Genomic DNA, 13980 nt, shown 5'->3' with positions numbered 1-13980 from the left:
CATAATGTATTTATGGCATTATTTTGCAATGAAAATTATTTAAAGAGTCTTGCAGGATCCTTTTTAGTGGCGTTATACTAGTTTCAATTCGAAACTTATTGTGTTGTTTAACCTTCATGTCGAAACGTAATACTCAGCAACGTCGTCACGCTATTGCCGTTATGGTCAGTGAATTAGGCGAAGTTAGCGTTGATGTTTTAGCCCATCATTTTTCCACGTCAGAAGTTACTATTCGTAAAGATCTTGCGGCATTAGAGATCACCGGCTCCCTATTGCGCCGTTATGGTGGTGCGATTGCGATGCCAACTGAAATCGTCACAACAGAGCAAGCTGAACAAGTTTCAGTGTGTAAGTTAGCAATCGCACAAGCCGCTGCTAATCAAATTCGCGATCATCATCGAATTATTATTGATAGCGGTAGTACGACCGCGGCATTAATTCCGTTGTTGAGTAGCAAGCAAGGCTTAATTGTAATGACCAATGCCCTGCAAGTTGCTAATGCCCTTAATGAACTTGAAAACGAACCAACTTTATTGATGACGGGTGGTACGTGGGATCCTCATTCTGAATCATTTCAAGGTCAAGTCGCGGAATCTGTCTTACGTTCATATGATTTTGATCAGTTATTTATTGGTGCTGATGGCATTGATGTTGCGCGCGGTACCACAACCTTTAATGAGCTTATAGGGTTGAGCCGAGTGATGGCTGAGGTATCACGTGAAGTTGTCGTGATGGTTGAATCGAATAAGATTGGTCGCAAAATTCCGAACCTTGAATTGGCGTGGCAAGGTATCAGTACTTTGATCACTGATGATGGTTTAAGTGATAGCGATAAAGTCAGTATTGAACAACATGGGGTACGAGTGATTCGTGCCACCGTAAAAGCATAATCTCAAAATAACCAAACCAGCAGTAAAGGAATTATTATGTGTGGGATAGTGGGTGCAGTAGCACAACGTGATGTGGCTGAAATTCTTATTGAAGGTTTACGTCGTTTAGAATACCGCGGTTATGATTCTGCGGGAATTGCGATTGTGGATACAAATAATGAGCTTCAGCGTGTACGTCGATTAGGTAAAGTCCAAGAGTTAGCAGATGCCGTTGATAGTCAACCGTTAAGTGGCGGTACTGGTATTGCGCATACTCGTTGGGCGACCCATGGCGAACCTTCTGAAGCTAACGCTCACCCACATATTTCAGGGCAACATATTGCTTTAGTTCATAATGGTATTATTGAAAACCATCAAGCATTACGTGAATTATTGCTTGAGCGTGGCTATGTGTTTAGTTCGCAAACAGATACTGAAGTGATCGCTCATTTGGTGGATTGGGAATTACGCTCAGCAACGACACTGTTAGAAGCCGTTCAAAAAACTGTATTGCAGTTGCAAGGTGCATACGGCACTGTCGTTATGGATAGTCGTGATCCTGAGCGCGTGATCGTTGCGCGTTCTGGTAGCCCATTAGTGATTGGTCTTGGGGTTGGAGAGAATTTTATTGCCTCAGATCAATTGGCACTATTAAACGTCACTCGCCGTTTTATGTTTTTAGAAGAAGGTGATGTTGCTGAAGTAACCCGTCGTACTATTTCAGTTTTTGATGGCGATGGCCAAGCTGTTGAACGGGTTGTGAGTGAATCAACAGTAGAGCATGATGCTGCTGACAAAGGTCAATATCGGCACTATATGCAAAAAGAGATCTTTGAGCAGCCTAGTGCATTGATCAATACCATGGAAGGACGAATCAGCAATGATCATGTGATCATTGAAAGTATTGGTAGTGATGCAACAACGATCTTTGATCAAGTTAAACATATTCAGATCATTGCTTGTGGCACATCTTATAATGCTGGCATGGTGGCGCGGTATTGGTTTGAATCAATAGCGGGTGTTAGTTGTGATGTTGAGATTGCCTCAGAGTTTCGTTACCGCAAATTTGTTACTCAACCAAATAGTTTATTGATCACTCTGTCTCAATCAGGTGAAACAGCAGATACTCTTGCCGCATTGCGCTTAGCTAAACAAAAAGGCTACATGGCAGCAATGACGATTTGTAATGTTGCTGGTTCGTCATTGGTTCGTGAATCTGATTTAGCCTTTATGACCCGTGCTGGTGCTGAAATTGGAGTTGCATCAACCAAAGCATTTACCACTCAGTTAGTGGCATTATTGATGTTAGTGACAGCCGTTGGTAAACAACAAGGCAGCATTGATCGCATTCAAGAACAACAAATTGTTACTGCATTGCAGCAATTGCCGACCCAAATTGAAAAAGCATTAGCATTTGATAAACCGATTGAGGCGTTAGCTGAAGATTTTGCTGATAAACAACATGCATTATTTTTAGGTCGTGGTGAGTTTTATCCAATTGCTGTTGAAGCATCACTGAAACTAAAAGAAATTTCTTATATTCATGCTGAAGCTTATGCTGCAGGCGAGCTTAAACATGGCCCATTAGCATTAGTGGATGCCGAAATGCCCGTTATCGTAGTGGCACCAACGAATGATTTATTGGAAAAATTGAAGTCCAATATTGAAGAAGTTCGTGCTCGTGGTGGACTACTGTACGTCTTTGCTGATGACGAAGCTGGGTTTGAGGAATGTGAAGGTATGAAAATTATTACCATGCCAAAAGTTGATGAGATTATTGCCCCTATTTTCTATACGATTCCGATGCAATTATTATCCTATCATGTTGCTTTAATTAAAGGGACTGATGTCGATCAGCCTCGTAATCTAGCTAAAGCCGTAACTGTTGAATAATCGATGTGAGTGATCATTGATGTAATTACAAAGGTGCTATTGATAGCACCTTTTTTATTGGTGTAATGAATGAGTAACGTCTAGTTATTTTGGCATAAGTGACGTTTATTTTGCGAAATGGGAATAACGCTTTAAAAAATCACGAACTGCAATTCAAAATAAAAAAGAAACTGCTGATAAGTGGCTAATTGTCTGATTTATGCCTATCTAAACGCCAGAAAACTTGGCGTATCATCTGCAAGGATTGTCATTAATTTTAATAGTAATGATAGTTTTTAGGAGTAAATGATGGTTGAACATAAACAGCAGATGGCACTACGGATCAAAGAAGCACGAGAATGGAAAGGTTTAACTCAAGTCTATATGGCACAGCAATTGAAAGTGGCTCGCCAAACTTATTTAGATTTAGAAACGGGAAAAACAGAACCTAAGGTTCGCCTTTTAATGGAAATATCCACGCTAACAGAAAGACCATTAACATGGTTTATTTATGGCGATTTAGGTGTGGATATTATTGAGAGTGAATATAAACAAGAGATCGATAAATTAATTCAGTGTTTTAGTTGTCTGCCCCATTCTGCACGCCAAATTATTTTGCAACAAAGCATTCAATTAGCACAATTTATGACGGAATATACTCGTACAATCACCCATAGACATTGAGATATAAGAATAAAATAAAAAGCAGCCCTAAAGCTGCTTGATTAATTGAGGTTATTTAGGTGTTATTGAGCGAGAAAGAACTTATATGCTGCACTGTCTGTCTCATCATGCCAATGATAGCCCAATTTACGTAGATGACTGGTAAATGAGAGTAGGTCATGATCGGCTAGTTCAAAGCCACATAAGACGCGACCATAATCAGCACCATGATTACGATAATTAAATAAGCTGATATTCCATTGGCTACCTAACGTTGATAAAAATTTCGTCAGAGCACCAGGATATTCCGGAAACTCAAAGCTATATAAGCGTTCTTGTAATGGTTTCGATGGTCGCCCACCAATCATATAGCGCACATGAACTTTGGCCATCTCATCTTCAGATAAATCCATTACCGGATAACCACCTTGACGTAGATCGGTAATAATTTGGTCTAATTCTGATTGGCCTTGTAATAACCGTACCCCGACAAACACGTTTGCTAATTTATTATCGTTATAACGGTAGTTAAATTCTGTGACTGCTCGCCCTCCAATTAGATGACAAAAATCGAGAAAAGCACCTGGGCGTTCAGGGATCGTAACGGCCAATAATCCTTCTCGTTTCTCACCTAACTCGCACCGCTCTGAGACATAGCGTAACCCATGAAAATTGAGGTTAGCACCAGATAAAATAGCCGCTAAATGACGTTGCTGTAATTGGTGCTGTTCTGCATATTTTTTTAAACCAGCCAGTGATAATGCTCCTGAAGGCTCGGCAATCGCACGAGTATCTTCAAAGATATCTTTCACTGCAGCACAAATTTCATCACTGCTGACAGTGATCACATCATCAAGATATTGTTCGCATAAGCGAAAAGTTTCATTGCCAATCTGTTTAACCGCGACGCCATCGGCAAACATGCCGACTTGATCAAGAGTAACGGGGTGGCCGGCATCAATTGCTGCTTTTAAACAAGCTGAATCTTCGGCCTCAACACCAATAACTTTAATCTCAGGAAGCAGTTGTTTGAGTAAGACTGATACTCCCGCAGCTAAACCGCCACCGCCAACAGGAACAAAAACATAGTCTAAATGACCATTTTGTTGGACTAATTCAATCCCAATCGTACCTTGTCCTGCGATAATTGCCGGATGATCAAACGGAGGAATAAACGTATAGCTATGTTGTTGCGCCAGCATTTCAGCATGGATTTTGGCTTCATCAAAATTATTACCGTGAAGGATCACGTTACCACCAAAACCACGCACAGCATCAACTTTAATCGCTGGTGTCGTACGGGGCATAACAATCGTGGCATTGACCCCTAATTTTTGGCTTGATAAAGCTAACCCTTGCGCATGATTACCCGCAGAAGCTGCAATTACACCGGCTTGGCGTTGAGACTCGGTTAATTGAGTCATCATGTTGTAAGCACCGCGTAGTTTAAAAGAATGCACGGGTTGACGATCTTCTCGCTTGAGTTGAACATGGTTACCGATACGTTCACTAAGGCGAGTCATGCTTTGTAACGGTGTGATTTGCGCAACCTCATACACAGGAGCGCGTAAGATATTACGCAGATAATCAGCGCCACTCAGTAAATATTGATCGTTTACAGGGTTCACTTCGGCCATCAGATTATCCTTCTAACTTTGATGTATCGCGTACAGCACCTTTATCGGCACTGGTCGCAAGTAGCGCATAAGCTTTAAGTGCTAATGATACCTGTCGTATGCGATCAATTGGTTTCCAACCTCGTTGTTCGGTCTCAGCGCGGCGAGTGGCGAGCGTGGCATCATCAACCAGTAAGGTGATACTGCGGTTGGGAATATCAATTGTGATCATATCGCCATTATTGATTAAGCCAATCGTGCCACCACTGGCCGCCTCGGGTGATACATGCCCAATCGATAATCCAGATGTACCACCAGAGAAGCGACCATCAGTGATCAAGGCGCACTCTTTACCCAGCCCCATTGATTTTAAGTAGGTGGTTGGATACAACATTTCTTGCATACCCGGTCCCCCTTTGGGTCCTTCATAACGAATAACGACCACATCACCAGCTTTGACTGCGCCACCTAAAATACCCTCAACAGCGGTATCTTGGCTTTCAAACACCACCGCAGGTCCAGTAAAGGTTAAACAGCTTTCATCAACCCCTGCGGTTTTAACGATACAGCCATTCAAAGCCATATTGCCCGATAGCACTGCTAATCCGCCTTCATCACTAAACGCAAATTCTCGACTACGAATACAGCCATGTTGACGATCATCATCAAGGGTGTTCCAGCGGCAATGTTGGGAAAAAGCTTTGGTGGTACGAATACCCGCAGGACCGGCGCGGAAGAAGTCTTTTACAGCTGTTGATTGGGTTTGCATAATATCGTAATGACGTAAGCTTTCAGCAAAGGTCTCACTCAAAATATTATGGCATTGATTGTGGAATAAACCGGCGCGATCAAGTTCACCTAAAATGCCATAAACGCCACCAGCGCGATGCACATCTTCCATATGGTACTTAGGGGTTGAAGGGGCTACTTTACATAACTGCGGTACGCGGCGTGACATTTGGTCAATATCTGCCATGGTGAAATCAACCCCACCTTCTTGTGCTGCTGCTAATAAGTGCAATACGGTATTGCTTGATCCCCCCATCGCAATATCCAGCGCCATCGCATTTTCAAACGCGAGTTTATTGGCAATATTACGTGGTAATGCGTTGCTATCATTTTGTTCATAGTAACGTTTAGTTAATGCGACGATACGTTTACCCGCATTAATGAAGAGTTGCTCGCGATCAGCATGAGTGGCGAGCATAGAACCATTACCCGGCTGACTTAATCCAAGCGCTTCGGTTAAACAATTCATTGAGTTGGCGGTAAACATTCCAGAGCAAGATCCACAGGTTGGGCAGGCTGAACGTTCAATTTGCTCACTTTGCTTATCAGAAATTGCAGGATCTGCACCTTGAATCATGGCATCAACCAAATCGAGTTTGATTACTTGATCTGACAGTGTGGTTTTTCCAGCTTCCATTGGACCACCAGAAACAAAAATTACTGGAATGTTTAATCGCAACGATGCCATTAACATTCCTGGAGTGATTTTGTCACAGTTAGAAATACACACCATTGCATCAGCACAATGAGCATTAACCATGTATTCAACCGAATCGGCAATAAGTTCGCGTGAGGGCAGTGAATACAGCATTCCGCCGTGACCCATGGCAATGCCATCATCAACCGCAATAGTATTAAATTCTTTGGCAATACCGCCCGCTTGTTCTATTTGTTCGGCAACTAATTGCCCCAGATCTTTTAGGTGGACGTGACCGGGAACAAATTGAGTAAACGAGTTCACTACTGCAATAATCGGTTTACCAAAATCCTCATCTTTAACGCCAGTTGCACGCCATAAGGCACGTGCGCCTGCCATGTTTCGGCCGTGAGTGGTGGTTGCGGAACGGTAGTTAGGCATAACAATAAAATCCTTTTTCATTCAGCCATTATGGAAATAGCTGACGTCATTAATGAAGTTAATTTACGACGGGTTATTTGGTGGAGTATACGTAGTCTAACCACCCCCACTTATCGTCGGTTTCGCCGTTAAAGAGTCCAAAGTAATCCGTTTGTAGTTGCTGAGTGATTGGACCGCGCTTACCTGCACCAATAGTGATTTGATCAACACTGCGTACAGGAACGATTTCAGCGGCGGTGCCAGTCATGAAAATCTCATCAGCAAGATAAAGCGCTTCGCGGGCAATATTTTCTTCGCGTACTTCATAGCCACGTTCTTTGGCGAGCACCATAATCGTGTCACGGGTAATACCCGGTAAAATTGCACTGGTTGTTGGTGGTGTTGAAAGTACGCCATTACGAACGATAAAAATATTTTCACCAGCCCCTTCAGAAAGGTAACCATCGACACTTAACGCAATTCCTTCAGCGTAACCATGGCGACGAGCTTCACTGCCAACCAATAGTGATGATAAGTAGTTACCACCGGCTTTAGCTGCGGTTGGTATGGTATTTGGTGCTGCGCGGTTCCAGCTTGAAATCATCGCATCAACCCCATTTTCTAATGCTTCTTCACCAAGGTATGAGCCCCATGGAAAGGCGGCAACAATCAGATCCATGATGGTATTAACGGGTGGACAAACACCTAAACCAACGTTACCCACATAACCTAATGGACGAATATAGGCGGAATCAAGGTTGTTGACACGAATGGTTTCACGGCAGATTTCCATTAGCTCATCGCAGCTATAAGGGATCGGGAAACGATAAATTTTGGCTGAATTGAGTAATCGTTGCATGTGCTCGGGGTGGCGAAAAACTGCCGGACCGTTGGGCGTGTTGTAACAACGAATACCTTCAAAAACAGAGGTGCCATAGTGCATAGCATGGGTAAGAACGTGAACATTGGCTTGCTCCCAAGGTACGATATTACCGTTAAACCAAATATAATCAGCTGTGTTTGCCATGATGAGTTCCCTTCTTAAATTGTATCCAAATTGTCGATTTGCGAGGTGGTAACGGTAGTTACATCCCAGAGTTTTTCTATTTGATTGATCAGAATGCTAATTGGACGATCACTATCAACAATGATGGCTATCGTAGCGATATTGCTATGGTGATTTTGAGTGGCATCTACTTTTTTGATCACAAATCCACGGTGGCGAATAACCCGTAAAATACGCTCAAGTAATACCGGTTTATCGTTGGCTTTAATGTCGAGTAAATATCTTTCCATGATCAGGTGTTCTCCAACATATCTTGATTAGCGGCTCCTGGTGGCACTAATGGCCACACGTTTTGCTCTTCATCAATCAATACGTGCAGTAAATAAGCTGTTTTACTGGCTAGCATTTCAGCGAGTGCTGGTGCTACTTCTTCTTTGCGGGTGATGGTTTTGCCAGGAATATCAAATGCGCGTGCCAGCATCACAAAATCTGGATTATCATCCAAAATAGTCTCGCTATGGCGACCATCAAAAAACAGTGATTGCCATTGACGCACCATGCCTAAACGTTGGTTATTAATCAGTACTATTTTTACTGGAATCTGACGCCGTTTAAGGGTGCCTAGTTCTTGGATATTCATCATAAACGAGCCATCGCCCGAGATTAATATCGATTGAGAATCAGGACGCGCAACACTGGCTCCCATGGCGGCAGGTAAACCAAAGCCCATGGTGCCAAGCCCTGCTGAAGTGATGTAGTTTTGTGGCTCACGCGGTTGAATATGCTGCGCTGCCCACATTTGATGCTGGCCAACATCGGTTGATACTATGCTGCTATCAGGCATCATGTCAGACAGTTGTTTTAGCAATAATGGTGCATAAATTAATTCACCTGGGTGGTCATAGCGCCATTTGCCAATTTTGCGTAAATGTTCACTGTGGGTTAACCAACGACTGATATCTTGTCCAAGTTCAAGCTGTGGCAAAATAACATTGATGTCACCCCGTAAAGGTGCGTTAGCATGGCGGAGTTTGTTAAATTCTGCGGCATCAATATCAATGTGGATCACTTTGGCATGGGGCGCAAAAGTATCAAGTTTGCCGGTAACACGATCATCAAAGCGAGCACCAACAACAATTAATAAATCAGCTTCCTGAACGATAAGATTAGCGGCTTTAGTACCATGCATTCCTAGCATTCCAAGGTAATGTGGATCATGGCGGGCGACTGAACCTAAACCTTTAAGGGTGCTGACGGAAGGCATAGGGTTTAATGTCAGAAATTGACGTAAGGTTGTGGTTGCTTGTGCAATTTGTACTCCTCCCCCAACATATAAAACAGGTCGCTGACATTGAGCCAATAACTGTTGCGCGGTATTAATTGCAGTTGCTGAAGCTATAGGTAATGGGGGTGACGTTGCGGTAGTAAGTGTGGTTGTTGGCACTTTAGCTAACTGGACATCTTTAGCAATATCAACAATGACAGGGCCTGGACGGCCACTTTGAGCAACCACAAAGGCTTCGGCTAATGTTGATGCAAGCTCGTTAATATCGGTGACTAAATAACTGTGCTTGGTGCACGACAATGACATACCAATCACATCCATCTCTTGAAAAGCGTCAGTACCTATGTGTGAGCTTGCCACTTGGCCTGTGATCGCAACCAATGGTACCGAATCCATTAAGGCATCGGCTAATCCGGTCACTAAATTGGTAGCACCGGGTCCCGAGGTTGCCATACAGACCGCAACACTTTGAGTTGCTCGTGCCATGCCGATGGCTGCCATGGCTGCCCCTTGTTCATGACGACATAAAATATGCTCAACCCCGCCATCATAAAGCGCATCATAGATAGGCATGATTGCACCACCTGGATAGCCAAAGATGGTTGTTATTCCCTGCTGTTGCAGCGCTTGTACGACTAACTCTGCCCCTGTCATCGCTGCTCCCTATTGTGTTGTTAAAATGAAAATTGATCCTGATTTTGTCTTTAAAATTGACTGATTTAAAAAAGCCCCCGAACTTTACAGTGCGGGGGCTTTATTGTGTCTTGGTCGTATTAATACACGCCTACACATCCCCTGCGCGGTGAAATAATCACCACGACGACGTTAATAATGAGTGTTAGGAATGTTGCTATAGTGCGCATAATTGTCCAACTTTTATTGTTTAGTTGTTGCTATATGTAAGTGGTAACACAGATCTTCGTCACATGACAAGCAAAAAATTTGGTTTTATGGGTAAATTAGCAGCATTAATGGAGCTTTGGTGTAACGCCTTTAATCAATTTCATTAACCAAATGGTGTAAGTTGCCAGTCAATGGAGTCATCAATGACACTTGCTATTGTTCATAGTCGAGCTTGTGTGGGCGTGGAAGCCCCACCGGTAACAGTTGAGGTACATTTAAGTAATGGGATGCCAAGTTTCACGCTTGTTGGTTTGCCTGAAACAACAGTAAAAGAGGCTAAAGATCGTGTTCGAAGTGCAATTATCAATGCTCAATTTGAATTTCCATCGCGACGAATCACGGTCAATTTAGCCCCTGCTGATCTACCTAAAGAAGGAGGACGGTTTGATTTGCCTATCGCTCTGGGTATTTTAGCGGCTTCTGGGCAGATTCCGTCTGATCGACTAGCACAGCATGAGTTTATAGGCGAACTGGCATTGTCAGGAGATTTACGCCCCGTTAAAGGTGCATTACCCGCAGCATTGGCGGCATTAAATGCTAAGCGGTGTTTGATTGTGCCTGATAAAAATGGTGATCAAGTTGCGCTCGTGGCAGAAAAACAGCATAAATCAGCACCCAGTTTATTAGCAGTATGCGGGTTTTTATGTGGTCAACAACAGTTGCAATTACACCGTCAGCCGCGATCTAAAGCGCCATCGACAATAATTAATGAGCAGCGTGATATGCAAGATATTATTGGTCAACAACAAGGTAAGCGGGCTTTAGAAATTGCAGCGGCAGGCAGTCATAATTTATTATTATTAGGTCCGCCGGGTACTGGAAAAACCATGTTAGCCTCTCGATTACGGGATCTGTTGCCACCAATGACCCATCAAGAAGCGATTGAAACAGCGGCGGTTGCTTCTTTGACTCAACAATCATTACATCATGGAAATTGGCTTAATCGTCCCTTTCGAACACCACATCACTCCAGCTCTATGGCTGCTTTAGTAGGGGGTGGCTCGGTGCCGAAACCGGGTGAAATTTCACTCGCACACAATGGACTGTTATTTTTAGATGAAATGCCTGAATTTGAACGCAAAGTGTTAGATTCTTTGCGTGAGCCGTTAGAATCAGGGCAAATTGTCATTTCACGCGCTACTGCAAAAACGACTTTTCCAGCTCGTTTTCAATTAATCGGTGCATTAAACCCAAGTCCAACAGGTTATTACGAAGGCAATCAATCACGAACGAATCCCCAAGCTATTTTACGTTATTTAAGCCGTTTATCAGGACCTTTGTTAGACCGCTTTGATATGTCTTTAGAGATCCCTGCGTTACCTCGTGGAACACTAACCACGGGAGGTGATCGTGGTGAGCCAAGCTCAATAATTAAAGCGCGCGTCGATCAAGCACGTGAACGGATGTTAGCTCGTTGTGGCAAAGTGAATGCATTACTTTCTACTAGAGAATTAGATAAACACTGTGAATTATCGTTTAAAGATGCTGAATTTTTAGAGAATGCCTTACACCAACTAGGCTTGTCAGTGCGTGCCTATCACCGAATTATAAAGGTCGCGCGTACGATTGCTGATTTAGCTGAGCAGGATCAGATTCAGCGCCCACATTTAGCTGAAGCATTAGGGTATCGAGCGATGGATCGGTTATTGAAGCAACTGAATTGTCAGGTGATATAAATAAAAAAGAGGCTACCTAAAGCCTCTTTTTTGATGGTTATCATTGATGATTAAATGATGCTATTTCTTGAGTAAGAAGTTAACTAATTCAAAATATTCATCTGCTGATTTAATTTTTCCTGTTTTTACAAGGTACTTATTATTGACGATAACAGCAGGTACACCAGTTAAGCCTGCATCTTCAAAAGATTTATCAAAACGAGTTACCATGGAATTCACGGCGAAACTATTAAATGCGCCATCAAATTCCGCCGCAGGTACACCTTCATCTATGAAAATTTGACGTACTTCAGCTTCGTTTCGTGGTGGCTGATTAAGAGTGTGAATACGGTTAAACAGTACAGGAACCATTTTATCAGTAACATTTAATACGACTGCAGTTGCAAATGCCTTGCTCATCACTTTACCCATAGGGCCCCCCATAAATGACACGTGCATTTTCTGGAGTTTAACGTTATCTGGCAGTTTGGTTTTCAATTCACGCATCATCGGTTCAAATTGAAAACAGTGTGGGCAGTAAAGTGAAAAGTATTCAGTCACTATTGGTGTTGTTGATTGAGGTTGATCTAATACCTTATAGTAATCGCCTTCCGTAAATTTGGCTGCATGAACAGAAAAAGACAATAAAGCTGCACTGACTAGCGCAAGTAAGTTCTTCATCATTTGGGGTTCCTGATTATCCGTGTCGTTAGTTAGATATTAGCTGAGTATAGTGATTAATAGTGTTGTTTTATAGTCAATTACCATTGGGGCATAAGTTGCAATGGTGACTCATTAAGGGTAAATATTTGCTCTTTAAAGGCTAATACTTGACCTTCCCAATATTTTGCGTCGCCAAACCATGGAAAGGCTCGTGGAAATGCTGGATCTTGCCAGCGTTTTGCTAACCATGCCATATAGTGCACCATTCTTAATGCGCGTAAAGGTTCAATTAATTTAAGTTGGCGTGGGTCAAAATCGGCAAACTCATTATAGGCTTCAAGCAACGTATCAAGTTGGGCTAGTTGATCGTGTCGCTCGCCATTGAGCATCATCCATAAATCTTGGATTGCGGGGCCATTACGGGCATCATCTAGGTCGACAAACATTGGCCCATCTCGCCATAAAATATTTCCCGGATGGCAATCACCATGAAGGCGTAAAGCAGGCCAATCAGTGGACCAATGCGCCTCAATTTCAGCAATTAGGCGATCAAGATCGGCGAAAAATGTTTGCTTAAGATAGTCTGGAATAAAGTCGCTATTAGCCAAGACTTGGCGTGGTTGGTAAACATACTCTTCTAAACCTAATGTTGGGCGATGAACAAAAGGTTGGCGTTGACCAACTTGATGAATACGCCCTAAAAAGCGGCCAACCCACTCTAATTGATCAAAGTTATCAACTTCAAACTGTCGTCCACCGACACTTGGAAACAGTGCAAATCGATAACCATTATAATGATGTAATGTATTGCCATTAATGGCTATCGGTGCCGCAACCGGAATATCTTGTTGTTCAAGCTCCAACGTGAATTGATGTTCTTCGTCAATTTGCTGATCACTCCAACGAGCAGGACGATAGAATTTTGTTACATAACGCTGACCATCTTCAGCTTTAAATTGATAGACGCGATTTTCATAACTATTGAGTGCCAATAAACCGGACTCAGCATGTACTTCGATACTATCAAGTGCATCGAGTAGTACATCGGGGCTGAGATCTGCAAAACTAAAACTTTGATTTTCCATGACTGAATCCTGAATCTAGCTTGGAAGAGTGACTTAGCTTAACCGCGAATGAAATTAAAACAAATCAAACATTATGGCGATTATTTGTGAATCTGATTTTTGCACACAAAAAAAGCCAGTTACTAATAACTGGCTCTAAAAATAAGGTAATACGATTATTTAGTGATTATTCAATAATGCCGCGAGCACGTAAGATCGCCGTTTTAAAATCGGTTTCGCAATCTTTAGCAAGGCCGGGGATCATGGCATCTTTATCACTATTACGCATTTTTAAATGATAAATTAATACATCATCAGTTAATGATTCTAGTGGACCTTGGTATTGAGCTTCTGCTGCTAATTTTAGTAAGAATTCAACTAAGTTCAGATCAGGATCTTTTTTCCACTCTGGGTGTAGTAATTCAATCAGTTCATTAACGCGATGGGTTTTCATTGTTAACTCCGTAGCTTAGGCTGAATCAATCGTTATACGATTGTATTATCATTATGTTAGTACCGATAAATTATAACAAACCCT

Annotated in this window: 12 protein-coding genes; 4 read left to right on the top strand and 8 right to left on the bottom strand. The window is 42.5% G+C overall.

Features of this window, described 5'->3' with window-relative positions; all coding sequences use genetic code 11:
- Positions 1-116: 116 nt before the first annotated feature.
- From OC457_RS13985 to OC457_RS13975, 3 genes are all read left to right on the top strand, one after another.
- Positions 117-890: a DeoR family transcriptional regulator gene (locus OC457_RS13985; RefSeq protein WP_080176176.1), complete on the top strand. Its 774-nt coding sequence runs from the start codon at positions 117-119 to the stop codon at positions 888-890.
- Positions 891-926: 36 nt separating this feature from the next.
- Complete coding sequence (gene glmS / locus OC457_RS13980) at positions 927-2762, top strand: glutamine--fructose-6-phosphate transaminase (isomerizing) (RefSeq protein ID WP_080176175.1); 1836 nt, start codon at positions 927-929, stop codon at positions 2760-2762.
- 288 nt (positions 2763-3050) lie between these two features.
- Positions 3051-3425, top strand: coding sequence for a helix-turn-helix transcriptional regulator (locus OC457_RS13975; protein WP_080176174.1), 375 nt, complete (start codon positions 3051-3053; stop codon positions 3423-3425).
- Between the two features lie 62 nt (positions 3426-3487).
- Here the strand turns inward: OC457_RS13975 and ilvA are convergent, their stop codons facing one another.
- The 5 genes from ilvA to ilvG form a co-directional block, all read right to left on the bottom strand.
- Positions 3488-5041 (bottom strand): threonine ammonia-lyase, biosynthetic, encoded by a 1554-nt coding sequence (ilvA, locus tag OC457_RS13970; RefSeq protein ID WP_080176173.1) that lies wholly within the window; start codon positions 5039-5041, stop codon positions 3488-3490.
- Positions 5042-5045: 4 nt separating this feature from the next.
- The gene (gene ilvD, locus OC457_RS13965; RefSeq protein WP_080176172.1) at positions 5046-6887 is read right to left on the bottom strand and encodes a dihydroxy-acid dehydratase; all 1842 of its coding nucleotides are present in this window, start codon (positions 6885-6887) and stop codon (positions 5046-5048) included.
- A gap of 73 nt (positions 6888-6960) precedes the next feature.
- A complete protein-coding gene (gene ilvE / locus OC457_RS13960) occupies positions 6961-7893 on the bottom strand; it encodes a branched-chain-amino-acid transaminase (protein WP_080176171.1) in 933 nt (310 codons plus the stop codon).
- 14 nt (positions 7894-7907) lie between these two features.
- Positions 7908-8162, bottom strand: a complete 255-nt coding sequence (gene ilvM / locus OC457_RS13955) for an acetolactate synthase 2 small subunit (protein ID WP_045029730.1) — start codon at positions 8160-8162, stop codon at positions 7908-7910.
- Between the two features lie 2 nt (positions 8163-8164).
- On the bottom strand, positions 8165-9811 hold the full coding sequence (ilvG, locus tag OC457_RS13950) for an acetolactate synthase 2 catalytic subunit (protein WP_080176170.1): 1647 nt from the start codon (positions 9809-9811) through the stop codon (positions 8165-8167).
- A gap of 392 nt (positions 9812-10203) precedes the next feature.
- Here ilvG and OC457_RS13945 point away from each other — a divergent pair, with 392 nt between their 5' ends.
- Positions 10204-11736 carry a YifB family Mg chelatase-like AAA ATPase gene (locus tag OC457_RS13945; protein ID WP_080176169.1) on the top strand — a complete coding sequence of 511 codons (1533 nt, stop codon included), beginning with the start codon at positions 10204-10206 and terminating at the stop codon, positions 11734-11736.
- A 60-nt stretch (positions 11737-11796) separates the two neighbouring features.
- Here OC457_RS13945 and OC457_RS13940 read toward each other — a convergent pair whose 3' ends face one another.
- From OC457_RS13940 to OC457_RS13930, 3 genes are all read right to left on the bottom strand, one after another.
- Entirely contained in the window at positions 11797-12399 is a 603-nt protein-coding gene (locus tag OC457_RS13940) for a thiol:disulfide interchange protein DsbA/DsbL (RefSeq protein WP_080176168.1), read from the bottom strand.
- 77 nt (positions 12400-12476) lie between these two features.
- Entirely contained in the window at positions 12477-13463 is a 987-nt protein-coding gene (locus OC457_RS13935; RefSeq protein ID WP_080176167.1) for a serine/threonine protein kinase, read from the bottom strand.
- A 166-nt stretch (positions 13464-13629) separates the two neighbouring features.
- Positions 13630-13896, bottom strand: a complete 267-nt coding sequence (locus OC457_RS13930) for a YihD family protein (RefSeq protein ID WP_080176166.1) — start codon at positions 13894-13896, stop codon at positions 13630-13632.
- Between the last annotated feature and the right edge of the window lie 84 nt (positions 13897-13980).

It is taken from the genome of Photobacterium toruni (assembly GCF_024529955.1).
In the GTDB taxonomy this organism is placed as follows: domain Bacteria; phylum Pseudomonadota; class Gammaproteobacteria; order Enterobacterales; family Vibrionaceae; genus Photobacterium; species Photobacterium toruni.
The sequence above is the reverse complement of the archived record's forward strand: the minus strand, read 5'-3'. Positions and strand labels throughout refer to the sequence as shown.